This window comes from Nostoc sp. (genome assembly GCF_036917535.1).
Lineage (GTDB): Bacteria > Cyanobacteriota > Cyanobacteriia > Cyanobacteriales > Nostocaceae > Nostoc.
In genome coordinates this window covers 64,615-88,966 of the sequence record NZ_JBALDA010000092.1, presented here as the reverse complement: position 1 = coordinate 88,966, position 24,352 = coordinate 64,615, and the positions used below count along the sequence as shown (strand labels likewise).

The 24,352-nt window shown below is 37.5% G+C and carries 22 protein-coding genes; 4 read left to right on the top strand and 18 right to left on the bottom strand.

Going from position 1 to position 24,352, the window contains the following annotated elements; genetic code table 11:
• Positions 1-124: 124 nt before the first annotated feature.
• From rfbD to V7K56_RS30960, 16 genes are all read right to left on the bottom strand, one after another.
• Positions 125-1,015, bottom strand: a complete 891-nt coding sequence (rfbD, locus tag V7K56_RS31035) for a dTDP-4-dehydrorhamnose reductase (RefSeq protein ID WP_334916974.1) — start codon at positions 1,013-1,015, stop codon at positions 125-127.
• Positions 1,016-1,191: 176 nt separating this feature from the next.
• The gene (gene rfbC, locus V7K56_RS31030; protein WP_334916972.1) at positions 1,192-1,737 is read right to left on the bottom strand and encodes a dTDP-4-dehydrorhamnose 3,5-epimerase; all 546 of its coding nucleotides are present in this window, start codon (positions 1,735-1,737) and stop codon (positions 1,192-1,194) included.
• Between the two features lie 116 nt (positions 1,738-1,853).
• A complete protein-coding gene (locus tag V7K56_RS31025) occupies positions 1,854-2,930 on the bottom strand; it encodes a glucose-1-phosphate thymidylyltransferase (RefSeq protein WP_334916970.1) in 1,077 nt (358 codons plus the stop codon).
• 77 nt (positions 2,931-3,007) lie between these two features.
• Positions 3,008-4,078 carry a glycosyltransferase family 4 protein gene (locus tag V7K56_RS31020; protein WP_334916968.1) on the bottom strand — a complete coding sequence of 357 codons (1,071 nt, stop codon included), beginning with the start codon at positions 4,076-4,078 and terminating at the stop codon, positions 3,008-3,010.
• Between the two features lie 18 nt (positions 4,079-4,096).
• Positions 4,097-5,014: a glycosyltransferase family 2 protein gene (locus V7K56_RS31015; protein ID WP_334916966.1), complete on the bottom strand. Its 918-nt coding sequence runs from the start codon at positions 5,012-5,014 to the stop codon at positions 4,097-4,099.
• On the bottom strand, positions 5,011-6,033 hold the full coding sequence (locus tag V7K56_RS31010; RefSeq protein WP_334916964.1) for a glycosyltransferase: 1,023 nt from the start codon (positions 6,031-6,033) through the stop codon (positions 5,011-5,013). Before V7K56_RS31010 ends, V7K56_RS31015 begins: the two co-directional genes overlap by 4 nt.
• A gap of 87 nt (positions 6,034-6,120) precedes the next feature.
• The gene (locus V7K56_RS31005; RefSeq protein WP_334916962.1) at positions 6,121-7,092 is read right to left on the bottom strand and encodes a GDP-mannose 4,6-dehydratase; all 972 of its coding nucleotides are present in this window, start codon (positions 7,090-7,092) and stop codon (positions 6,121-6,123) included.
• Positions 7,093-7,282: 190 nt separating this feature from the next.
• Positions 7,283-8,200, bottom strand: a complete 918-nt coding sequence (locus V7K56_RS31000; protein WP_334916960.1) for a glycosyltransferase family 2 protein — start codon at positions 8,198-8,200, stop codon at positions 7,283-7,285.
• An 8-nt stretch (positions 8,201-8,208) separates the two neighbouring features.
• Positions 8,209-10,203 carry a glycosyltransferase gene (locus V7K56_RS30995; protein ID WP_334916958.1) on the bottom strand — a complete coding sequence of 665 codons (1,995 nt, stop codon included), beginning with the start codon at positions 10,201-10,203 and terminating at the stop codon, positions 8,209-8,211.
• Positions 10,204-10,674: 471 nt separating this feature from the next.
• Positions 10,675-12,207 carry a glycosyltransferase family 2 protein gene (locus tag V7K56_RS30990; RefSeq protein ID WP_334916956.1) on the bottom strand — a complete coding sequence of 511 codons (1,533 nt, stop codon included), beginning with the start codon at positions 12,205-12,207 and terminating at the stop codon, positions 10,675-10,677.
• A 6-nt stretch (positions 12,208-12,213) separates the two neighbouring features.
• On the bottom strand, positions 12,214-13,341 hold the full coding sequence (locus V7K56_RS30985; RefSeq protein ID WP_334916954.1) for a DegT/DnrJ/EryC1/StrS family aminotransferase: 1,128 nt from the start codon (positions 13,339-13,341) through the stop codon (positions 12,214-12,216).
• The gene (locus V7K56_RS30980) at positions 13,338-14,093 is read right to left on the bottom strand and encodes a dTDP-4-amino-4,6-dideoxyglucose formyltransferase (protein WP_334916952.1); all 756 of its coding nucleotides are present in this window, start codon (positions 14,091-14,093) and stop codon (positions 13,338-13,340) included. The genes V7K56_RS30985 and V7K56_RS30980 overlap by 4 nt, the downstream gene beginning before the upstream one ends.
• 277 nt (positions 14,094-14,370) lie before the next feature.
• Entirely contained in the window at positions 14,371-15,699 is a 1,329-nt protein-coding gene (locus V7K56_RS30975; RefSeq protein WP_334916950.1) for an ABC transporter ATP-binding protein, read from the bottom strand.
• 365 nt (positions 15,700-16,064) lie between these two features.
• Positions 16,065-17,522: a PPC domain-containing protein gene (locus V7K56_RS30970; protein WP_334916948.1), complete on the bottom strand. Its 1,458-nt coding sequence runs from the start codon at positions 17,520-17,522 to the stop codon at positions 16,065-16,067.
• Positions 17,523-17,788: 266 nt separating this feature from the next.
• The gene (locus tag V7K56_RS30965; protein ID WP_334917001.1) at positions 17,789-18,625 is read right to left on the bottom strand and encodes an ABC transporter permease; all 837 of its coding nucleotides are present in this window, start codon (positions 18,623-18,625) and stop codon (positions 17,789-17,791) included.
• Between the two features lie 277 nt (positions 18,626-18,902).
• Entirely contained in the window at positions 18,903-19,040 is a 138-nt protein-coding gene (locus tag V7K56_RS30960) for a hypothetical protein (protein WP_334916946.1), read from the bottom strand.
• A 292-nt stretch (positions 19,041-19,332) separates the two neighbouring features.
• Here V7K56_RS30960 and petP point away from each other — a divergent pair, with 292 nt between their 5' ends.
• From petP to V7K56_RS30940, 4 genes are all read left to right on the top strand, one after another.
• Entirely contained in the window at positions 19,333-19,524 is a 192-nt protein-coding gene (petP, locus tag V7K56_RS30955) for a cytochrome b6f subunit PetP (protein ID WP_334916944.1), read from the top strand.
• Between the two features lie 120 nt (positions 19,525-19,644).
• A complete protein-coding gene (locus tag V7K56_RS30950) occupies positions 19,645-20,745 on the top strand; it encodes a Get3/ArsA fold putative tail anchor-mediating ATPase NosAFP (protein WP_334916942.1) in 1,101 nt (366 codons plus the stop codon).
• A gap of 177 nt (positions 20,746-20,922) precedes the next feature.
• The gene (chlG, locus tag V7K56_RS30945; RefSeq protein WP_334916940.1) at positions 20,923-21,969 is read left to right on the top strand and encodes a chlorophyll synthase ChlG; all 1,047 of its coding nucleotides are present in this window, start codon (positions 20,923-20,925) and stop codon (positions 21,967-21,969) included.
• Between the two features lie 110 nt (positions 21,970-22,079).
• A complete protein-coding gene (locus V7K56_RS30940; RefSeq protein WP_334916938.1) occupies positions 22,080-22,367 on the top strand; it encodes a hypothetical protein in 288 nt (95 codons plus the stop codon).
• 129 nt (positions 22,368-22,496) lie between these two features.
• On the opposite strand, the gene V7K56_RS30935 is transcribed toward V7K56_RS30940, so the two are convergent.
• On the bottom strand, positions 22,497-23,450 hold the full coding sequence (locus V7K56_RS30935; RefSeq protein ID WP_334916936.1) for an MDR/zinc-dependent alcohol dehydrogenase-like family protein: 954 nt from the start codon (positions 23,448-23,450) through the stop codon (positions 22,497-22,499).
• 264 nt (positions 23,451-23,714) lie between these two features.
• On the bottom strand, positions 23,715-24,287 hold the full coding sequence (locus V7K56_RS30930; RefSeq protein ID WP_334916934.1) for a hypothetical protein: 573 nt from the start codon (positions 24,285-24,287) through the stop codon (positions 23,715-23,717).
• Positions 24,288-24,352 lie beyond the last annotated feature (65 nt).

The following is a 24,352-nucleotide window of genomic DNA, read 5'->3' as shown; positions in this document are numbered from 1 at the left end:
CCTGCTTCCTGCCTTCTCTTTTCCAATGCCCCATGCCCAATGCCCTGCAAAAGCCTTGATATACAAAACTTTTGACTTTTGACTTTTGACTTTTGACTTCCGCCTTGCGGTAATGCCCAATGCCCTATGCCCCATGCCCAATTTTCAAATCTGTGAGCATTTGCCGGAGTCTTTGTCGCCAATGGGAAGGATAAGTCCCTAAAATTGCGGAAATTTTTTCACAAGCAAGGACGGAATAAGCAGGGCGACGGGCTGGTGTCGGATATTCGGCAGTTGTAATGGGGACAATACGTTCAACTTTCAAAGGGAAGCCTAGTTGTTGTGCTTCTTCAAAAATAGCAACGGCAAACTCATACCAGCTAGCAACACCGCTATTAGTATAGTGATAAATGCCGCTAATTTCTGGGGTTAACTGGGGAATCATCTGGGCTATAACTGCCGCTATATCTTGCGCCCAAGTTGGGCTACCAATTTGATCGGCAACAACATGGAGTTCTTGGCGTTCTGCGCCTAGTCTCAGTATGGTTTTGACAAAGTTACTTTTGCCAAAGGTTCCATAAACCCAAGCAGTGCGGAGAATGAGATGATGGGCACAAGTTTCTTGAATAGCTTCTTCTCCAGCAAGTTTGGTTTTACCATAGACACTCAAGGGATTAGTCGCATCGGTTTCTTGGTAAGGACTACAGCTATTACCATCAAAAACATAATCGGTCGAAATATGAATTAGAAAAGCTCCTAATTTTTGGCTTTCTTGGGCAAGAATTAGGGGTGCAGTAGCATTAATAGCGGTAGCAAGTTCGGGTTCACTTTCGGCTTTGTCTACAGCAGTATAAGCGGCGGCATTAATGATGATTTGCGGCTGTTTGGATCTGATAACGTTGCACAGAGTATCGGGTTGGGCAAAGTCTATTGTTGGTCGTGCTACTGAAATAATATCCCCATAGGATGAAAGAATTTGTTGTAGTTCCTTACCTACTTGACCATTGCTACCAATTAGCAAAATTGATTGACTCATAGTCATTTGTCATTTGTCATTTGTTATTTGTTATTTGTCCAAGAGAAGCAACACCCACTTTTTAACGTAGTTTGAATTAGTCCGATGAAAGATAAAGTTTTCCGCCCACTATAAAAGTAAGCTTAGGGTATCACAAGAGACGGAGTATGTACCAATGACCAATGACCAATGACTACTTAATCAAATATTTCAGCAGTTTTCAAAGATTTCCCAGCTTGGTCTTTAGCTGATAAAATCGGTGGCGCACTCAAGGGCCAATCTATCGCTAAATCTGGATCGTTCCATAAAATTGTGCGATCGCTTTGGGGCGCGTAGTAATCTGTAGTCTTGTAGAGAACTTCAGCTATTTCTGAAAGAACGAGAAAGCCATGAGCAAAGCCTGGTGGTATCCACAGTAGGCGTTTGTTCTCAGCACTCAGTTCATAACCTACCCACTTACCAAAAGTAGTCGAACTTTTTCTAATATCTACGGCTACGTCAAAGATAGTGCCAACAATAGCCCGGACAAGTTTACCTTGGGGTTGGTGAATTTGGTAGTGCAATCCCCGCAGAACGTCTTGTTTAGAGCAAGAGTGGTTATCCTGGACGAAGTTGGTAACAATACCAGTCTCTTGGACAAATTTTCGGTCGTTGTAGGCTTCAAAAAAGAATCCGCGATCATCTGCAAATACTTGGGGTTCGAGTTGTATGACTTCGGGAATTTTGGTATTTACAATACTCATCAATATTATTTCGAGTAACCCACCACAGTGTTAATTGTGAGAGTAATTTAATACTTGTATTTTACAGCTAGCAGGTAACATTTCGACCGTGGCTTTTCCTCTATTCAACAAGTAAATCACGTTAGTTCAATTTGACAGTCATCACCAATTAGAAATCGTAAGGCTTTGGGGCGGCGAGGTGCAAGAGTCAATTGGGCCCTTTGCCCAATCACACTATCAATAATGCGCTGATAAATTCCGGCAATTTTAGCACCTTCTAAAATCACACTGTGTTCTAAATCAGAATCAATGAGTGTCACATTATTAGCAATACTACTATAAGGGCCAATAAAGCAGTTTTCTAAATGACAATTGCTACCAATGACTACTGGCCCCCGAATTGTGCAGTTAATTACTTGAGATTTTGCACCGATTTGGACTCGACCAATAATCTGACTTTGGGCATCAACTTCGCCAAGAACTGATGCTGTAACATAAATGTCGAGAATCAATCGGTTAGCTTCTAATAAGTCATCTTTTTTACCCGTGTCAAGCCACCAGCCTTGGAGATTGTGCGCTACAATCTGCTTTTTATGATTAATTAGGTATTGAATAGCATCAGTAATTTCTAGTTCGCCTCTGGCGGAAGGTTGGATATTTGCGATCGCATCATAGATGAGGTGAGAAAAGAAATAAACCCCTACCAATGCCAGATTTGAAGGAGGAACTTTGGGTTTTTCAATTAACTGTAATACCCGTCCAGTATCATCTACTTGAGCCACACCAAAAGCGCTAGGATTGGCAACTGAACGCAAGAGAATCAGAGCATCTGGCTGTTGTTGGTTAAACTGTTCCAGAAAATAACGTAATTCACCTAGTTGAATCAGGTTATCGCCCAAATACATGACAAAGGTAGAATCACCTAAAAACGGATGGGCGATTTGGACTGCGTGAGCAAGTCCAAGTGGCTGCTCTTGGACTATGTAGGTGATGTTTGCTCCAAAGTATTCTCCATTTCCGGTTTTCTCTTGGACTTCTACCCCGGTTTCTGGACTGATGATGATGCCAATATCAGTAATCCCAGCAGCGACCATTTCTTCAATTCCATACCATAAAACGGGTTTATTAGCAACTGGTACGAGTTGTTTAGCTCCGCTATAAGTGAGGGGACGTAGGCGTGTACCTTTCCCGCCAGAGAGAATTAGTGCTTTCATAAAGATTTGTCATTTGTCATTAGTTATTCTTGTGTTTTTGCGTCTTCTGACTCCTTGCCTTACTCAACGGTATTATTCTACATGTAGCGGGATAACACTTCGGCGGTCGCTTTTGCTGTTTTTTCCCAACTGAATTGTTGGGAGTGAATGGTACCTTGATTAGAAAGACGCGATCGCAGTGCCGAATCAGTTGCGATCGCCTGCATCGCCTTTGTAATTTCTCCGGTGTTGTAGGGATCGATCAGAATCGCCGCATCGCCAGCAACCTCTGGTAAGGAAGAGAGGTTGGAAGTAATCACGGGGGTACCACAAGCCATTGCTTCCAGGACAGGTAAACCAAAACCTTCCCATAGAGTGGGGAAAACTAAAGCGATCGCTTCATTAATGATTTTTGGCAATTCGCTGTAAGGAATATAATTTAAGAACTTCACTTGATTAGTTATACCTAGTTCTGCAACTTGCGTTCTTAAACTTGGGGTGTAACGTGAATCAATCGGCCCTGCTAACCACAGTTCGTAATCTTTACAATTAGGTAGTGCGGCAAAGGCGGTAATTAAACGTTTGGGATTTTTGTAAGGATTATGCCGTCCCAAATAAAGGAAATAATTTTGTGTGGATAAATCCAAGCAAAGAAAATTTTTTACATCATACGCTAGTGGAATCGCAGTTATTTTTTCTTCAGAAACTCCCAAAAAACTACTTAAATCTTGAGCCGTTGCCGTTGAATCACAAATAACATGTTTTGATTGTTGTATTACAGCACGAATATAATAACTACAATAAAGTCGCTGTGTTATGGAAAACCATTGTGGAAATCTTAAAGGAATTAAATCATGAACAGTAACAACATAAGAGCAGGAAGAAAATAAAGGAGCCTCTGGGATCGGAGAAAATAATAATGTAGACTTCATCTCTTTATAAAGACTTGGCAGTTTCAATTGTGTCCATAACAGGCGCTTTAAGTTCCCTTTTATGCCAAAATCCATTGTAATATCTGGTGGAGACTGATAACATTTAATACCAAAAATTTCAACAGGACTTAATACGTCAATATCTAAATTTTTTAGTTCTTTGAATAAGTTCAAGCTATAATTTAAACAACCTGTCGGCTGTGCCGGAGCAAAAGAAAGATTTGCTAGTATGGGCATAATAAAATCCCTATATGATTAATCAAATACAGATACTTTAACGGCATTTTTTTTTATAGTAAATAATAAAATAATAATTTTTAGACTATTAGGATTAGCTGTAGTTACAAACTCACCAAAGAATTTATAGAAAAGATATATACGTAATAGTAGTTTTTCCCAGCAAGGACGATGCTTTTGATAATAATAAATTTGGCTACGTCTATATTCAATAGCCATTGTATTTGCAGCTTTCTGTATCGAATATCCTTTCAAATGAATCAAAGATACATGAGGCGTGTAGATAATTTTATATCCTTGATACTGCGCTCTTTGGCATAAATCTGATTCTTCAAAATACATGAAAAATTTTTCGTCAAATCCACCTAATACATGAAATAAACTTGAGCGAATAAAAAAAGCAGCCCCTACAACAATATCAACTTCTCGAATTTCTTGGAATTTCTGCTCAATCAAGTTTTGCTGAGAGATATTTTGATAAGTTTGATGAAGCTGACGAGCTTGATATTCACCTTTAATTCCTAATGCTGGCGAAACAGAAATTTGTAAGCTTCCATCTGGATTCAGCAATTTTGGCCCAATAATTCCTACTTGTGGGTCTGCTTGCATCAATTCAATGAGAGGCGGTAGAATATTACTATTAAGTATAGTATCAGTATTTAATAAAAATAAAAATTCTCCACTAGCAAGTTTTGCTCCTATATTATTTCCTGCCCCAAAGCCGCGATTTTCTAGCTGTTTAACTAAGCGAACTTGAGGGTAATTTGCTTCAACTAATTCAGCACTAGCATCGCTAGAAGCATTATCTACAAGAATTATTTCATGATTAGGTATATCAATAAATTTTTGTATAGAGTTTAAGCAATCTGGTAGAATATCTGCTCCATTATAGTTAACTAAAACAATCGATACAGAGATAGGTTCCTCTTGGTTCATTTATTTTTGATATTATTATCTTGATAATTTGAGATAGTTTTCAATATATGATTTTTAGTTTTTTTAATATCGAATACAATCTTAAGAATCCAAATTCGTAGGGCTATTCCTTCAGAACTATACCGATTTTGCCAACTTTGGTGGCAAAGCTTGAGAATACCTAAACCAAAATCCAATCGTTGATCGTCAAAGGGATCGGACCAGCTTAAATCTAATTGATGCTGAAATCGCGCAAAAAATGCTTGACTTAAGTTACGATGAATTAAATAGCTGTTACCTGCAATCCGGCATTTTTTACTGATCCATACCATAAGTTCAGCATAAAGCTTACCAAAGTCTTTCGTGACACCTACTGTATTGCAATTGTGGAGCCTATAACGAACTAAAGGTTGCCGAATATGTCCAATTTTCCCTTTTTGAATAGCAACCAGTGCTACCCACCAGTCGTGATGCCAAGCAATTTCATTTTGTTGGGGAAATGGAAGAATATAGGGAAGTAGAGAAGCACAAAATAACAAAGAACATCCCGTAACCACATTGCGAAGCAATAATAATTTTACGGTAGCGTTTTCAGGATTACGCCCTTCAAAATTCCAAGTGGAAGAATTGATAGTTTCGTCCTGACTGTTGATAAGTTCCAAATCAGAATGGACTAGAAGTAATTGTTCTAAGCGTAGTTTTGCTATCAATATTTCTAGCTTTTCTATTTGCCAAACATCATCTTGGTCTGAAAAGGCGATCGCTGTAATTGTAGAGTCTTGGACACAGTATTGTAAACCACGCTCAAAATTATAATAATGCTTAAGATTATCGCTATGAAAATGACAGATAAATCGTGAATCATTTTCAACAATTTTTTTAATTTCAGTTTGATATTTAGCCTGAGAGCAGTCATCAACAATATGACAAACCCAGTTTTGCAAAGTCTGGTTTTTAATGGACTGGATCTGTTTTTGGAAATATTCAAGTTGAGGATTATAAGTTGCTAAAACAATGCCAATTTTTTCTTTACCCTGCATTTGAGTTGAATTTATAAGTTTTATATAACAAGATGTGCAACTTTTTCAAAATTATTATTAACAAGTATATTCATTAGACAAACTTTATTAGATAGTCTTTGAACTTAGTTCTTTTAAATCATGAACAAGCATTAATTCAACCAATTGCTCAAAGGAGTACTGTGGACACCAACCTATATTTTTTCTAATTTTTTCAATACTGCCAACTAACTGCATAGGTTCATTTGGTCGATAAAAGGCAGAATCGACAATAACATAATCTTGCCAATTTAGTCCTACTAATTTGAAAGCACACTCTACTAACTCTTGCACAGAATAAGTTTGACCGCTAGCAATTATATAGTCATCAGGCTGCTCTTGCTGCAACATCAACCACATAGCGTGTACAGCATCTTTGGCATAACACCAGTCACGACGAGCATCCAAGTTACCTAGTTTCAATTCATTGCTTAAGCCAAGTTTGATTGCAGCAACGGTGTGTGTAATTTTTCTAAATACAAATTCCATCCCACGTCTAGGAGATTCATGGGTGTAAGTTAGTCCGCAGCAAGCAAAAAGTTTATATTGTTGACGATAATTAATAGTCATCCAGTGAGCATAAGCTTTCGCAACACCATAGGGATTGCGGGGGCGAAAAGCGGTGTGTTCGTTTTGGGGTGATTCGTCAGGTTGACCGAACACTTCGCTACTAGAGGCTTGGTAAAATTTTGCATCAGGCTTACATCGCCGAACCGATTCCAACAGGCGGGAAACTCCTAGTGCGGTGTATTCAGCAGTGAGAGCAGGTTGTGTCCAAGATAAAGGAACGTAGCTTTGGGATGCAAGGTTATAAATTTCGTCTGGTTGGGCTTGTGTGATTACATCCATCAAAGATGATTGATCTAACAAGTCCCCGGATAGTATCTCAACATTGCTACCAAGGTGGCTAATGCGCTCCAAATTACTTGAGCTGGAGCGGCGAACTAAGCCAAAAACTTGATAGCCTTGGTCAAAGAGAAGTTCAGCTAAGTAAGAACCGTCTTGCCCAGTTAACCCTGTAATTAATGCTCGTTTTCTCACTGATTTTGACCTTGCCCTGTCTTTAATGCTAAATAGACAACTATGAGATGTATAAATTGAAAATTTTAAGAATAAAAATTTAGCATTTTGCTACTAAAAAAAATTACATTTATTAACAATAATAGTTTATATTAACCAAATTTATGATTTTGTTGAGCTTTTGAATCATAAAATTCAGTAATATAAACCTTCAAGATATTATTGCCATTTTTATGTATTTTGATAGCAATCTTAAATCATCAGGTTTCCTAGCTGGTAAAGCTTTTACTAAAGTATCTATTAATCGATATAGCAGATTACTTTTTATCAAAAAACGGCTAAATAAAGGAACTTTGTGATATACAGGGTCATTAAGAACCTTGAGCCAAATTTTATATATATCATCCCATCCACGTCCAACAATAAAGTTTTGATTGGTTGCTTGCTTGCCGTGAATGCGAAACTTTGCAAGTTTTTCGTCAATAAAACCTATGTCATAATTCGAAATAATCCTTAACCACATTTCCCAATCTACAATCTGTGCTAAATTAGTATCAAAATTACCTATTTTATCTAATACTTCTTTTCTAATAAGAACATTTGTTGGTTCTCCTATTTTATTTACTGGATCTTTGACAAGAACTGTTCTTTTGAGCAATGAACTTCCTTTTTGGAGCAGTTGTAAATTTCCCCAAAATTCATGTAATATATCTATACCAAAAGGTACTTGCATTCCATCATTTACTATCAGTTCTCTGGGTGTAAATACCATCCCTATTTCTGGTTTGGTTTCTGCTAGAGCCACCATTTTCTCTACACAGTTACTATTTAATACATCATCTTGAAATAGAAATTTGATATATTTACCGCTTGCTTTAGACAAACAAAAATTCCAATTTTGAACCAATCCAAGTCTTTCATGGCTATAGATTTTAACCTCAAAGTTTTTCTCATTATAAATTTTTAATTTTTCAACTAATAAAAGAGAATTATCATCAGACTTATCATCAGAAATAATTATTTCAATAGGAGAATATCTTTGGTTAAAAGCACTAACTAATGCTTCTTCCAAAAATCTTTCTCCGTTGTATACTGGTATACAAATAGTCACAAGAGGTAGGGTACTCATATTAAGTCTCATGAAGAATACAAAGAATTACTGTCTATCAAATTTTGCCATCTGGTTATAAAAATATTTCTATCCTGAAGATTCTCCTTTGCAGACCTTGTACGTCCTTCTTTATGAATCCATGTACTATCTGCATAATAGTATGAATATAAACCATATTTATCTCGAAGTTTAAAACAATAGTCGATGTCCTGACATTCTTCTTGGTAAACTGAATCTAAGCCACCCATATCTAAAAATAATTGTCTATTTGTAAACAAGCAGGCCCCTGTAACTGCTGGCACAAGTTGTGAATGAATAACTTTATGATCGGCACTTTTACAGTTTTTATTAATATGTTCAGGAATATATTTATAAGGATCATGCCTACATATAAATACCCCTGCGTGCTGTATGCGGAAATTAGGATACAGTAACTTACAACCAATAGCACCTATATGATTTTTATTAGTTTCAAAAATTTTAATTATTTCTTGAATAGAGGGCAATATCGCTTCTGTATCATTATTTAATAATAAAATATAGCGGCCACGAGCCTGAGATGCTAAATAGTTATTACCTGTGCTAAAATTATATTTACCTAAATAAAATACTGGGTCTTGTATTGATTTATAATAAATTTCTGTATTTGAGAATTCTGAGCCAGTATCACCGATAAGAATTTCATAATTGATATGTTGTATAGTTTGCTTAATAGATTTTAAGCATGGTTTTAGCAGATTAACTTTGTCCTTAGAAAGGATTAATATAGACAAGTCTATTTTTTCTAAATTACTAAAATATAAGCTGTAGTTACTAGCTTTTGATTGCAGTTTTTTGATTCGAGGTAATGTCGTTTTATTTATGATAGGTAAAACAAAGCTTTTAGAATTATCACCGAGAATTGTGCTTAAATGTTTAAGACGAGTTTCATAAATAATAGAGTTTAGTTTTTGAGCATTTTCTTTCCATGAATACAAAGTTTTAGGAGGTGTATATTGGTCTGCTTGCTGTAGTTCATGTATAATTAATTGTGATAATTCATTAATATTTGACGCTACTTTTGCACCAGTTTCTTTGTGTGCTCCTAAGTCTAATGCAAATGACATACGACCAACAGCTATAGCTTCAACAAGGGGTAAGTTATACCCTTCCCATCTAGACAAAGATACACAAGCACTACAATCCAAGTAAGCAGAAATTAATTGTTCATTAGATGGGTTTTCAATACAGATCAGACCTTGATCTTTAAAGTGTTTTACATCTTTGTAAGTATCTGATTTACCTATAAGAACAATTGGCATATTTGTCAAACACGAAAGTTTTTGTAAATCATTAGTTCCCTTATATCTGCTATAAATTTCTCCTAACCGAGATACGCAAAGTAAAAAAGGTTTGTCTAAGCAATTTGGAGAGTAACCTCGTGAAGATGCCAAATTTGCCAGCTTATCTCTTAACTTTTCATATTGAGGATGTTCAATAATTAAATGATCTGAACCACAATAAACTACATCAGCTTTTGTTAATTCCATATCTTGTTTAACAAAATTACTGATAGCTATAGCTTTATGATAGAGATGATGATGTAACTTTCTAAATTCTTTTTGGGCTTTTCTGTGTTCTATTTGTCCGGGAAACAATTCTGGAGGAGGTTCACCATAATCCCAAGCTATTTTAGTAACGTAAGAGTTCATCTTAAGTACTAATTCAAAAAAAGGATCGGTATGAGCAATAGCTACATCACAGACTATTTTAGAGACAGTAGAATTCAATCTAAAGGTAGATAGCGTTATTACCTCTATGTTTCCTATCTGAGAAAACGAAGAGGTGAAAAATCCATCATTATCTAAAGTGTAAATCTTAATTTCGTGTCCCCAAGCTGCCAAATACTTAGCTTGTGTAGCTACCACTAAATCTACACCGTATCCCTTTTTGAGTCTTGCACAAAAAAAAGCTACATTTAGACAGTCTTCAGATGAGACTATAGACCTTAATCTCAAAAATTTTTCATGATTAAAAATCATATCGATCCTCAATTCTGTAGATGCACATAATCCATATTCTTCACCCTATCTGTTGCAGTTCATTTTTCTTTTGAAATAACAAAAAATGTTGTTTTAAACACTATTGATATTTGAATTGAATATCCCAATTAATTACTATAACAAATGTAAGTCAATATATTTTATATATTGTGATAGCGTTATTAATTTGCTTATTTTATTCTTATAGTACTTATTTACTATATAAAAATCGCATTTTATATAAATTTATCAGTTGAGGGTGCAGAATGTACGCCAAAATTCTCTTTCTGATCATTTATCACAATTTTATACACCAGTCAATAAGTCCATAAGGGTTTAAAATTTCAAACACCCTATATTTACCTAGCAAAACTTATTAAATTTCATTGTAACAATAGGGTGTATTTTACCAGAATCTGCGATCGCGGCAGTTTTGCAGGAGTTTTTTGTAATCAAACTACAACGGCTTTTTTACTCCTTGCCTTTTAAACCAAACGCTGATTTTACTTGAAACCATACTTCTCGCAATTTCCAAAACTTACTGCTCTTCATTGCCGTAATCCTAGTTTTCAACTGCTGCAATTCAATTTGATTATGATATAGTTCTGATTGGCAAGATTTTAGCTCTACCTCTGTCTGTTGCAACTGGGATTGTAGCTTTTCTAGTTTCATTTGAGTGTGTTGAAATTGTGATTGCGATCGCTCTAGTTCGATCTCAGTACGTTGGAATTGAGAATATGATCGTTCTAATTCTGTTTGAGTTTGCTGAAATTGAGAATACGAACGCTCTAATTCTGTTTGAGTTTGCTGAAATTGAGAATACGAACGCTCCAGTTCTGTTTGAGTTTGCTGGAATTGTGATTGCGAACGCTCCAGTTCTGTTTGAGTTTGCTGGAATTGTGATTGCGAACGCTTTAATTGTGCTTGAGCTTGTTGAAATTGCGATTGCGAACGCTCTAGTTCGGCTTGAGCTTGTTCAAGCTGCAAATACAAATTTTCTTTACTAATAAAACCGTATACATCATATTGACCTGTAATTGCTATTAAATTAGCAAAATCAAAAGCGTATTTTTTTAGTATTTTTTCAAAGGTGTTATTTCTGCTATCAAGTAGCTCATAAAGCTTATCTATTCCAAAACTCTGGTATGCAGGTAGACTAACTTTAATTGCTAACAGAGCAATTTGCAGGTAAATTGATTCTTCAGCATCCTGATTGTGGTTTACATCTAATCTAGCCTCAGGAAATATTTTATAAAAGTTGTTGTGTACTTCTGGCGAACAATAATTATTTAAAATTTGCTTACATTCTAGTTGATGACGAATTCTTGCTTCTGGTCTATTACCGCTAGCATTAGCCTCATTGTTACGGATACGAAATTTGATTAATTCCTCTGGGATTACATAAATATTATACTTCATGCAAAGCCTGATCCAGAAGTCAAAATCAGGTAACTGAGCAAATCTTTCATCATACTGTCCCACTTCAATGTAGCATTTTTGACGAACCAATGCACTAGGATGACATAAGCAGTTCCCTTTAAAGAAAAAATGATTTAACCATTCAAAACGATTGCGGTTTGGTTGGATAAAAATTTGTTTATAAAAGTGATTTTCTTGATTGAAATCATTTCCATCATCATCAATAATATGAGCATAACTAAAAACAGCACCCACATCTGGATTTGCTTCCAAATAGCTAACTTGTTTTGCCAACTTGTCGGGAGTAAAAATATCATCAGAGCTTAACATTGCAATTAATTCGCCTCTTGCTTCTTTGATGCAATTGTTAGCAGCAACAGCAGCACCCCGATTTTTAGGAAAGCAAAAAAGTCTAATTCTGGGGTCATTAAATTCTTTAACAATTTTTATAGTATTATCAGATGAATAATCATCTGTAATCACTATTTCAAAATCTTGATAGCTTTGATTTAGTACACTGCTTATAGTTTCTGATATATATTTTTCATGATTATAAGATGGAATAATTACCGATACTTTTGGCACAGATTACTAGCCTCTAATTTCAATCATTATTTTACAAATTTTTTCAACATCATCAACGCCTAAACTACCATATAAAGGTAATGATAAAACCTGTTTAGCTACTTGATTGGCAACTGGCAGGTTAACACTACTCGATGACGGCAGGTACTTATAACATGAGTAGTCGCTACAAAGTGGATAAAAGTATTTGCGAGTGAAGACATTATATTGCTGAAATTGATTATGTACATAGTCTCTATCACACCCAAAAAGTTCCCAATCAATCCTAATTACAAAATACTGGTAGCTGCTGGTAACATTAGGAATTTCTGTCAAAAGACTAATACCTGGAACATTTTCTAGACATTTGCGATATGTCTCGACTAGTAGCTTGCGCTGACATCTCTCCTCCTCTATATACTCCAATAAAACTAGACCCAGAGCAGCCTGAATTTCGTTCATTTTACCGTTAATTCCCGGCATTATTACTTCTTCAGCATTTTTAATGCCGAAGTTTTTTAACAATTCGACTCTCGCTTTCAAGTTGTAATCCTTAAAAAGTAGAGCGCCTCCCTCAGCTGTATGAAATAGCTTTGTAGCATGAAAGCTCATCATCGACAAGTCGCCAAAATTACCAATACCTACACCATGAATTTCCACCCCAAAGGCGTGTGCGGCATCGTAAACTACTTTTAAGCCATATTTATCAGCTATTTCCTGAATTTTGACTATATCGCAGGGAGTACCATAGACATGAACCCCTAGAATTCCTGTTGTTTGGGGGGTAATCATTGACTCAATCTTATTAGCATCAATATTCATCGTTTCTGGATCAATATCACAGAATATCGGCTTAATATTGTTCCAAGTCAAGACGTGGGGAGTCGCAGGGAAAGTAAATGGAGTAGTAATGACTTCGCCAGAAAGACGTAGGCTTTGACACCCAACTACAAGTGCGATCGTACCATTATTAAATAATGATAGATAAGGTATTTTCAGAAATTGTTCTAACTTTTTTTCCAGTTCTAGATGTTGTTTTCCATTATTTGTCAGCCATTGACTTTGCCAAACTTCCTGAAGTTTTTGATTAAACTTATCTAAATCTGGTAGTAGGGGACGAGTAACATATATAGGTTCTAGAAAAGGAGATATCATTCTTTTACAACTTGTTCTGGTTCTAGTGTTAGTCTAATAAAAATTTTATTATTGTCGTCATCTATAAAATAGGCATTTTGATAATTGCCATGTGTTAAAGCACGAAGTAAATCGATAATTTCTCTGCCAGAATATACTTTTTCTAGTTCTATTTGTCTAATTTTTTGAAAATCTTTTTTTTTGTTTATATTTCCTTCTTCTTGATGGGTGTAAGTATGATAATCATTGTAAAGTATTTTCTCTATTACTTCAGAGAATAGATATAACTCAGTTTCTAAGATCCGCTTGTAAACAGTATCTGAAGTATCATAAGAAAATATTTCTACTTGGCGCTGAATAATTATTAAGCCGTGGTCTATCTTTTCATCCATTTCATGAATAGTTGCACCAGTCGGAAATTTATTAATAATACTAAATACATGGGGATACCAGCCTCTATTGTATGGATTCAAGCCTGGATGTATATTAATACATTTAACTTTAGTAACTAATTCTGCTGGAAAAATTTGTTTGCAATGTGCAGATATAATTAAATCAAAATTATTAACTAAAGTTTTTACGCACTTCTGAACATCTATTTGAGTACATTTAAAATCAGAGATTAAAGGTAGTTCAATAGATGTTTCTGGAGAGTAGGCGTAACTAAATTCAGCATATTGATTTAACTGCTTCTCCTCTAAGATATCGAATATTTTTTTTAGTAAATTACTATTATCTCCAATAATTAAATTCTTTTTATAAAAGAAGTTCATTTCATCTCCTAAATTATTTAATTTTAAATTATAATATTTTTACAATAATTAAAAATCTCTAAGAATAATTTGATATTAATCGAAAAACTTAATTTTTAAATATTTATTATTAGATAACTTTGCCATAAATTCTAGCTTAAAAAATAAAGTTTTTTTGAAAAAAGCTTGTTATTTTAAATCAGATTTGATTGATATCAAACAATATCAATAATATTTAATTCATACTTAATTACATCCTATGTATTGTATAGTTTTCAGTATTTTATACCCTCATATTCTAATATTTCAATATTTTTAGAAAGTTATCCCAATGAACGCTTCCATAGAGACGTGCGTCTTTTCTGTGTGCTACACTAAACTGAACAGCTAATGGCACGAAATCGCAAAAATCTACTACAGCAATTTCAAATTGAATAGGAATTGATAATACACAAGAAACGTTATAAATACCTTGTATCAAGGCAGCTTTAAACTTCCAATCAATAATATACCTTTCTCCTTGCTTAACAGACTTGAGTGTTTTATTTTCAATTTCACTATCAGAATATACTATGTCAGCACCATTTTTATCTCTAATATGATAACCAAATACTAGCTCTTCAATATCTTCATAAATTTCAATATACATTCTTAAAATCAAATTTTGTCCATAATCCAGGCTAGATATTCTTTTATCTTCTTCGTTGAGAATCTGCACGTTGATAAAACTTGCTTTCCCATTTTGGATTCTTTGATAAGCTGCTCTTTTTAGAAAATCTAAATTTCTAACAAAAGAAGATTTATTATCTGATAAATCTTCATCACTTTTAACTAATAATTCTGAATCGATTAAATCATTCTTGAGTAGCTCTGACTTTAGAATAACCTGCTCGCTTTCAACCTTCATTGAAAAATACTTTTCTACGACTTGCTTAGCTGAGCCATAGGTTATTAGCTCTCCATGACTCAATAAAATTGCTTGACGACAAAGACTTTTAACAGCGCCAACATCATGGCTGACAAACAGCACTGTCACGCCAGCATCCATCATCTGCTTCATCCGCGTCATGCACTTTGCCTGAAAGAACATATCTCCTACAGACAATGCCTCATCCACAATTAGAATATCTGGATCGACATGAATTGCTGAAGCAAAAGCCAATCGTACATACATGCCACTAGAATAGCTTTTAACTGGCTGTTCGATAAAATCTCCAATATCAGCAAAAGCTGCAACCTTGTCAAAGCGCTCATCCACATCTTGGCGAGAAAGCCCCATGATTGCGCCATTCATATACACATTTTCTCGCCCGGTGAATTCTGGATTAAACCCAGCACCCAACTCTAGCAGTGCTGCAACTCTTCCATTAACTTGTACTTCTCCACTTGTCGGCGTCAAGGTACCACAAATCATCTGTAGAAGCGTAGACTTACCTGCACCATTGCGCCCGATAATGCCCATAGTCTCGGCTTTATTCACCTCGAAAGAGACATCCCGCAGCGCCCAAAACTCTTGAGCGTAACTTTTTCTTGGCAGTAAAATTTCTTTTAGTCTGTCTACAGGACGAGCATAACGTTTAAAGCACTTGGAGACATTTTTTAACGAAATTGCAAGTTCTTCACTCATGTCTTTGCGCTTTCTCCTCAATACACCCAAACTATGACCAAACTACTTTAGGAAAACTTGTCCCAGTACTAGCTGCCATTTTGCCAAAATCTTTCACTACACAAAAGTCAATGGTATGACATTGACAAGCAAAAAGTACCACTTCCAGCTTAAAGGATCAAGCAGTGTGGTACTAAAACATAAAAACTCTTTTTTTTCTCTAACTTTGCTCTTGTCTTTTTTACTACATTTAGTCAGTTGCCAAAATTTGGGGCGATCGCTATGTTCGTATCACATTAATGCTAAAAAGTCAAAAGCGATCGCCCCAATTAGCAATTGCTTTTGACTATAGATATCACAACCCAGAATAACCTTAGTGGAAAAGGCTAAGCAGTATACACATTTAATTTGTAACTAGTATTACTAGCCAAACCATTGACGCGGATATAGTAAGTACTAGGAGTTAAACTAACGCTTGATATGGTATCTGCGCTAGTGCCACTTAGTGTAGATGAGCTGACATTATTACCATTGGAATCAAGTAAATACAAATTTGCATCTGCTGACAATGGAGAAAGTGTTGCATTAAAAGAAACAGTCTCATCCACAATAAACTTGTAGTAGTCATCTGTGTCGCTACTACCTACAGTATCTTGAAAAACTCCAGATGAGCCAGGTGAATTAAATCCCGCGACAGGAAGAGCACTACTGAGGCTGTTGCCAGCATCAACAATCGAACTGCAAGTAACTGCTAGATTGTAATTAGAAGATGCAGTATTCACTCCCTGATAGACTTGGATGTAGTATGTACCAGGGTTTAAGGCAAAGTAAGTAACTCCTTCAGCACTATCACTACCCCTTACAGAGTACAGGAGTGCGTTACCATTAGCATCAAGTAACGACAAGTCTAAGTCTGCGTCTAAATTATTAAGTGTTGTACCAATAGTGCGAGCACTAGTTAGGGTAAAACGGTAAAAATCATTGGTGTCACTACCACCTATAAATCCATTAAAGATAGTGCCGTTGTCATCCTGATTACCAAGGTTGAGAGCAGCATTTAATGAGTTACCCGGATCTGGTGTACCAGAACGTTCATCGTTGAACGCCCCAAAAACTACCCAGTGCTGATACAGTTGACGGTTAGTTGTCAAGCCTGCATTTCTTAAATCTGAATAAGTATTGCGGTAATAATTGACATCAAAAGCCGGAGTAAATCTACGTCCTTCATTGAGTCCAAATGTTTCTAGATGGCTAAAAGCACGATAGCGATCGCCTCCAAAGGCTTGATTGACATCACTATTGTTAGACAAATAGTAGTTGATATCAACAAACGGTGAAAAGCTGCGTCCCTCTCTAACACCAGAAATTACTAGATGTTCCAGTGCTTTGGCGCGATTATCCCCAAAAGCTTGTTTCAAATCGGGATTCACCGCCAAATAATAATCCTTTAAGTCATAAATAAATGGTGAAAATTCCCGTCCCTCGTTGACACCTAAGCCTCGTGCATGTTCATACGCTCGTTCTCGATTACCGCCAAAAGCTTGATTCACATCGGGGTTAACAGCCAAGTAAAAGTTGACATCGAAAAACTGAGAAAATTGGCGTCCTTCTGCTACACCAAATTTTCCTAAATGCTCGTAAGCTTGGCGGTTGTTAAAAGAAGCCAAATCGCTGTTGCTGGAGCGATAGAAGTTAAGGTCAGTAAAAGCGCTAAAAGTCCGTCCTTCATCTATACCAAAGTTTTGAAAGTGTGAAAGCAACTGTGCATCTGTCGTCAAGCCTGCTCTAGCTAAGTCGGCGTTAGCAGTACGGTAGAAACCGGCATCAAATAAGTTAACAGCCATAAATTACTTGCGGGTTAGAGATGAGTTAGCACTACACCCATTCCTGCTGTCTTAAACTTACAAAGATAAAACCAGGAGCAGGCATTGCGTGCTACTCAGTATAATCTCAACCAATTAAAACTAGCAAGCAAGTTATACCAAAAAAATACATAATTTTACGTATGAAATTTTTCTTATTATTCAAATTTTTCTTGTTATTAAAGGATAATCCTGACAACCAATAAAGTAACTTGCAACTTGCCATGTGCTTAACTTTTCCTCTCAAGTCACAATACATCTGCAAATGCCGGACGCAGGCGTCGATAACACCATAATCCACCGCAAAACATCGTCAGCGCAATTAGCGAAGCAACTCCCAACTCACCCCAATGCTTCACCTCTCCCACTAAAACTATGTCACGATAAACTTCTGCGATCGCTGTCATCGGATTTAACCAAAATATCCATCCCCGCCACTCTTCTGGAATTGCTGAGGCTGGATAAATAATTGGTGTCAAATACATCCAAATATTCAAAATTACTATCAATGTCTGGGGTATATCTCTTAAAAAGACTGTCACACCAGCCATTAAATAACCCAATCCTGCTGTCATCAATAATTGTGGTATCCACACCAACGGCAATAATGCCAAGGTAGTGTGTAGAGTATGAGAACTGATTGCCACAAAAAAAATCAATGCTATTAAACCAAAGGAACTCTCAATAAAAGTCGATAAAATTGGCACTAGTGGTAACAATCCTAAAGGAAATACCACTTTCTTGACTAAATTTGGCTGTCCAATTACAGAACTAGCAGCCTGACTTAAACCACCGCTAAAAGCAATCCAAGGCAATAATCCGGCAAATAGCCACAAACCAAAGGTGAAATTATTATCTGGTAAGGCTTTGATGCTCAACTTCACCTTCAGCACGATTGAGAATACATAAGTGTAAATCAGTAATTGTGATAACTGATTTAGTAAAGGCCACAAATTGCCTAGAACAGAACCTTTATACCGCGCCTCTAAATCCCTACGTACCAAAGTTCTGAGCAAGTCAAATTTTGCCCAAAACCGTTCACTTATGGGCAGTATGCGCCTTATACTACCCGCTTTACGTATAATTCTTTGAGATACTTGTAACAATTGCTGCTTCCTCGCTCACTACTTACACACCCAATTTTTCTCTATAAAGATTTATAGCTATAAAAGTACTTTTATCTGACTTGAAGAATACATCATTACTAGAAAATAGTACCTAAATTGTCTTGGTGATTATACAATAAATCAGCAATTGCTAAGTTTATTTTTGCTATAAATATAAATTCTGTTGGCTGCTTTTTTTGCTAAAGATGCAAGTTTTTGTTTAACTCAAGTTATCTGGATTAATTCCTTGCGATCGCTAATACTCCGTTAATTTCTCAGCCCGTTGGCGTTCTTGTTCAGCTTTTTCTCTGGATGTCAGCACCCAACCTCTTGAATTATACCAACGCAACCACAAATCGGTTGTCTTTTGATAAAAACCTTGCCAAAGACTCAATCTTAGTTCTAACTCTTCTACTAGAAGCGCTTCTCTGGTAAAGATATTGCCTCGTAGTGAGTGCCTATAAGTTGAAAAGCACGCAAATGATTTTCATAGCGTTTGATACATGACTGCTACCTTTGTTGCTTAACTCAAGCTATCTAGATTAACTACCAGCAATGTCTAAATTTTAAGCTGTTTGTTATTGGTCATTCTCATCCTTTGCTCCCTCACTTCTGGCTGAATTTGTGAAAGCAGAGTCACAGATTCCGCTACACTGAGACTTGGTTTATCTGAATTGTAATCAGGCATGGAAATCGGACAAAAGGTTAAAGTCTTTCGTTTACGCGATCGCGTTTCTCCCCCAATTGTGAAAAAACTCGGACAAGTGGGCATCATCCAAGGATACAAAGTTACCGATGGTGCTGGGATCGGTGTTGTGGTAATGTTTGACGACAATTTTTCCACTTGGTTTTTTGAAGATGAACTAAAACCTGTGTAATTGTAAAGAACTCAGATCCGAGTTTTTCTTGGTATCTGAAATTTCCAGCACAGGTTGAGAGTCTTTGTTGAGTGCTAAGTTGGAGTTGAAAAGCTTGGCGGTGAAAATAGGAATCAACTAATGGCTCTAATTTTGACATTTTTGGGCAAAGGCGGTACCGCTCGTACCAAAATTGCGATCGCCGCCGCCAAATTATTGGCAAGTCAAGGCAAGCGCGTACTCTTAGCAGGACAAGCAGAACCAACATTGCAAATCCTGTTGGGTACTCCCGTTACTGCCGATCCTCAGGAAATCTCTCCCAATTTGCAAGTAGTCCAGTTTCAAGCATCTGTACTGCTAGAACGCAACTGGGACGAAGTGAAGAAGCTTGAGGCGCAATATCTCCGCACGCCCATCTTCAAAGACGTTTTTGGTCAAGAACTGGTAGTATTGCCGGGGATGGACAACGCCTTGGCACTGAATGCTATCCGCGAATATGATGCCAGTGGCAAATATGATGCGATCGTCTACGATGGCCCGGGCGACTCTTTAACGCTGCGAACGTTGGGTTTGCCAGAATCTCTGAGTTGGTATGTCCGGCGATTTCGGCAATTATTTGTCAACTCAGACTTGGGGAAGACGATTACTGAATCACCCTTGATTCAACCGCTGATTAGCAGTTTTTTCAATATCAATTGGACAGCAGAGAACTTTGCAGGTCCCACTAATCAAGTCAATAATTTCTTAGAAAAGGGGAGAGCCGCTCTTGCCGATCCCAGGCGTCTCACTGCTTTCTTAGTGACTACGGGAGATCCGATTGAGTTAGCAAATGCTCGTTATTTATGGGGTAGCGCTCAACAAATCGGTTTAACTGTCGGTGGTGTTCTGCTTGTGTCTACTGAGACAAATGTCAATCTGTCAGAAGAATTTATCCCTCTACCTGTAAGTATCGTTCCCGACTCGCCCACGGCTGATTGGCAACCACTGATAGATGCTCTACCCAACTTTGAAGCACAAGCTTTACAGGCTCCCAAACCTATTGAAATAGACATCCACAATCGTCAAGTACGCTTATTCTTGCCAGGATTTGACAAAAAGCAAGTCAAGCTTACCCAATATGGGCCAGAAGTCACGGTAGAAGCAGGAGATCAGCGGCGCAATATTCCCTTACCCCCGGCTCTGAGTGGCAGACCCGTTGCTGGAGCAAAGTTTCAGAATAATTATTTGATAATTTCGTTTTAAGTTATGGGAATAGGGAGTAGGGAATGGGGCATGAGGAATAGGGAATAGGGAATAGGGAAGAAACTTAATCCTAATGCCCAATGCCCAGTGCCCAATGACGCCAGTCGCCTCAAGTCGGGAAACCCGCCCACAGCGCTGGCTCCCCAATGCCCAATGCCCAATTAATCAGTAAAAATTATGTCAGAATCAACTCCCATTCTCCCAGACCCTAACCCATCTGAAGCACTAGACTTAGTGGCAAATAATGCCAATGAGCAAGCGAACGCATCTGCTGATCGCAGTGCGAAAACTAGGCAGGTGTTGGGGATGAAAGGTGCAGCATCTGGGGAAACTTCGATTTGGAAAATTCGTTTACAGCTCATGAAGCCCATCACCTGGATTCCCCTCATTTGGGGCGTAGTCTGTGGTGCGGCTTCTTCTGGTAACTATACCTGGACGCTGGAAAATGTGTTGAAGGTAGCAGCCTGTATGTTACTGGCTGGGCCATTGATGACAGGTTACACCCAAATTCTCAATGATTACTACGATCGCGAAATCGATGCCATCAATGAACCTTATCGCCCCATTCCCTCTGGAGCAATTCCCCTACCCCAGGTAATTATTCAGATTTGGGTATTACTAATTGCTGGCATTGGTTTAGCATTTGTACTAGATATGTGGTCTGGTCATGAATTCCCGACAATTACAGCGATCGCGATTATCGGTTCTTTCATCGCTTATATTTATTCTGCACCTCCCTTGAAACTCAAGCAAAACGGCTGGCTAGGTAGCTACGCCTTGGGTGCAAGCTACATTACCCTACCTTGGTCTACAGGACACGCTTTATTTGGTGAACTAAATTCCACAATTGTGATTTTGACAATGTTCTACAGCTTGGCTGGATTGGGTATTGCCATTGTCAATGACTTCAAGAGTGTAGAAGGCGATCGCCAGTTAGGATTAAATTCACTACCTGTAATGTTTGGCATCACCACCGCAGCATGGATTTGTGTAGTAACAATTGACGTATTTCAAGGATTGATTGCAGCTTATCTCGTCAGCATCCATGAAAATTTGTATGCAGCAATACTAGTACTGTTAATCATCCCGCAAATCACCTTGCAGGATATGTATTTCCTGCGCGACCCTGTGAAGAATGATGTTAAGTACCAAGCCAGCGCTCAACCCTTCCTGGTTCTAGGAATGCTGGTAACAGGTTTAGCATTGGGTCATGCTGGCGTTTAACTTATACTTTTATAAGGGAAAAATTAGGAATTAAGAGCAAAGCCGGAGACGCTCCGCCTCCGGTTAAGAGATAATATACTTTTAATTCCTAATTTGTATCAGGACATAACATGTTTCAACTGATATTTTTCATCATTCATGGAATTCAACCTTTGTTGACCCCAATTTGTTTTATCGGTGCTTGGACTGTAACTATTCTCATTGTTTTAAGTCTCTGGGCGGCGGCGCGAGATAGTGTAACTACAGCCAAGCAAATGCATCAAATTCCCTGTACTGGTTGTCAATTTTTTACCGATAATTACCGTCTTAAATGTACTGTACGCCCATCTATTGCCAATACAGAAGAAGCGATTCATTGTTCTGACTATCAACCGAAGACGAATCCTTATCTGTATTAGGGACTGGTGACTGGGGACTGGTAGAGATGAGGGAGAAATCAATTCAAAATTCAAAATTCAAAATTCAAAATTTAAGATTCAATCCCAATGCCCAATGCCCCATGCCCAATGACAAATGACCAATGACAATTAACTAATTTCTAATAATACCTTTAAAACACCCCGACTCTGAGCGTGTTCAAAAGCTGCAAGCCCTTCAATCAGAGGGTAGGTGGCATGAATTAGAGGTTGCACGTCAACTTTTCCTGTGGCTAGTAGCTGGAGAGCCGGAGTAAAGGGTCCACAACGGGAGCCGATGAGGGTGATTTCATCCACTACTAAAGAAGAAGCATCTAGGCTGAGGTTGCCAGCATAAGTACTTTTCAGTACAAGAGTACCACGAGGACGTAAAGCGCGGCGGGCGATCGCAAATCCTTCTGGGTTGCCGGTACATTCTACTGAGATATCAAAATATCCATCTGTAACAGCATCGACCAGACTCGTTTTTATTCCCCGTGCCTCTAAGTTAGCTAGTTTATCTCGATGACGACCCACAGCTAAGAGTTCACAGCTAGTTAGGGCTAGTGTCTGGGCTACCAACTGCCCTAGTTTACCATCTCCAACCACTAGCACCCGATCATTTGGATGCAATGGCACTTGCTGCTGAATTTCCAAAGCTGCTGCTAAAGGTTCAGTAAATGTTGCTATTTCTGTTGGTACATTCTCAGGTACGCGATGCAGGTTCTGCACCGGCAAACAGAGATATTCACTAAAAGCTCCGTTGCGGTTGACAATACCAAGAACTGTACGATTTTCGCAGTGAGTTGATTGTCCACTACAACAAAACCGACAATGCCCACACACAGCGTTGATTTCTCCAACTACACGTTGGTTAACTAAGTTTTCTGGCCCTTGTTCAACAATGCCAACAAATTCATGCCCCAAAATACCAGTGTAGGGATAGTATCCTCTTAGTAGTTCCACGTCAGTATTACAGATACCTGCACGCAAGACGCGTACTAAGGCTTCTCCTGGTGGCGGTTCAGGAACGGGAATATCTGTACGTAATTGCAACTGGTTATTTTCGAGCCAAAGTCCTTTCATTTCTTTTCACATCCTTTACCTAATTATGTTGTCATAAAACTTTAAAAAATGTTTACAAATATAAAGGCATACATCTGTACCCCCATACCCACATTTATCAAAAAAGATAGGTTTAAAACCTTGCCCGCAAGTGGCGCGAAAGAATTCTTGTCTTACAAGGCTCTTAGATACCCTATCCGCAAGTGGCGTGGCTGTATTTAATTTTGAATTTTGTTAGCGCAGCGTTAGCGAGTCCGCGAGCGTCATTTTGAATTTTGAATTGATTCATGTCTCTGTAGAAGGTATTTCTTTGATTCTAGTTACATCAACTTTGCTTAACCAAGTAACTAAGTCGTCTGAGCCAAGTGCAATCTCACTTCCCAAGGTTTTGATATAGAGAAGTCCATCACTAATAACTAAATCTCTAATTGGATACCATGAATCTCGTGTTCTAATCAGAAGTTCCAACGAAATCCCTGGTCTTGAAGTATACTTGCGATATTTCCACCAAGCTCGCCATAGAATGACGCATTTAGTACAATTCATCTGATAACCTTTGGGAACTTCGCAGTATTGATACTGATAGAAACCCCGATTATCTACTTCTCCTTTGAGGATATAACTATATTCTGCTAATGCCTGATTTATCAATTCCCACTGGGTTGATTTTGGAGAAATCGAGAATTCACATAGGGTGTGAGATATTTGAGTAGTGGCAATTACGCCTTCAGATTTTGCTGTCAATTGGTTGGTTTTATATACTGTTTGCGCTGTCAAAACAGGATTTGACAACAAAACGTCTTTTTTCTGGATAGAGTTTTGCACAAACTCTCGAATTAAATCTAGATTAGACAACATAAAATTTTTTATACTAAATTAACCAGTGTGATGAAAACCACAACACTACTTAAATGAATAACTAC

Bases quoted from the DNA above. Each gene is read 5' to 3' on its own strand.
- rfbD (WP_334916974.1), bottom strand. From the start codon at position 1,015: ATGAGTCAATCAATTTTGCTAATTGGTAGCAATGGTCAAGTAGGTAAG.
- rfbC (WP_334916972.1), bottom strand. From the start codon at position 1,737: ATGAGTATTGTAAATACCAAAATTCCCGAAGTCATACAACTCGAACCC.
- V7K56_RS31025 (WP_334916970.1), bottom strand. From the start codon at position 2,930: ATGAAAGCACTAATTCTCTCTGGCGGGAAAGGTACACGCCTACGTCCC.
- V7K56_RS31020 (WP_334916968.1), bottom strand. From the start codon at position 4,078: ATGCCCATACTAGCAAATCTTTCTTTTGCTCCGGCACAGCCGACAGGT.
- V7K56_RS31015 (WP_334916966.1), bottom strand. From the start codon at position 5,014: ATGAACCAAGAGGAACCTATCTCTGTATCGATTGTTTTAGTTAACTAT.
- V7K56_RS31010 (WP_334916964.1), bottom strand. From the start codon at position 6,033: ATGCAGGGTAAAGAAAAAATTGGCATTGTTTTAGCAACTTATAATCCT.
- V7K56_RS31000 (WP_334916960.1), bottom strand. From the start codon at position 8,200: ATGAGTACCCTACCTCTTGTGACTATTTGTATACCAGTATACAACGGA.
- V7K56_RS30995 (WP_334916958.1), bottom strand. From the start codon at position 10,203: ATGATTTTTAATCATGAAAAATTTTTGAGATTAAGGTCTATAGTCTCA.
- V7K56_RS30985 (WP_334916954.1), bottom strand. From the start codon at position 13,341: ATGATATCTCCTTTTCTAGAACCTATATATGTTACTCGTCCCCTACTA.
- V7K56_RS30980 (WP_334916952.1), bottom strand. From the start codon at position 14,093: ATGAACTTCTTTTATAAAAAGAATTTAATTATTGGAGATAATAGTAAT.
- V7K56_RS30975 (WP_334916950.1), bottom strand. From the start codon at position 15,699: ATGAGTGAAGAACTTGCAATTTCGTTAAAAAATGTCTCCAAGTGCTTT.
- V7K56_RS30970 (WP_334916948.1), bottom strand. From the start codon at position 17,522: ATGGCTGTTAACTTATTTGATGCCGGTTTCTACCGTACTGCTAACGCC.
- petP (WP_334916944.1), top strand. From the start codon at position 19,333: ATGGAAATCGGACAAAAGGTTAAAGTCTTTCGTTTACGCGATCGCGTT.
- V7K56_RS30950 (WP_334916942.1), top strand. From the start codon at position 19,645: ATGGCTCTAATTTTGACATTTTTGGGCAAAGGCGGTACCGCTCGTACC.
- chlG (WP_334916940.1), top strand. From the start codon at position 20,923: ATGTCAGAATCAACTCCCATTCTCCCAGACCCTAACCCATCTGAAGCA.
- V7K56_RS30940 (WP_334916938.1), top strand. From the start codon at position 22,080: ATGTTTCAACTGATATTTTTCATCATTCATGGAATTCAACCTTTGTTG.
- V7K56_RS30935 (WP_334916936.1), bottom strand. From the start codon at position 23,450: ATGAAAGGACTTTGGCTCGAAAATAACCAGTTGCAATTACGTACAGAT.
- V7K56_RS30930 (WP_334916934.1), bottom strand. From the start codon at position 24,287: ATGTTGTCTAATCTAGATTTAATTCGAGAGTTTGTGCAAAACTCTATC.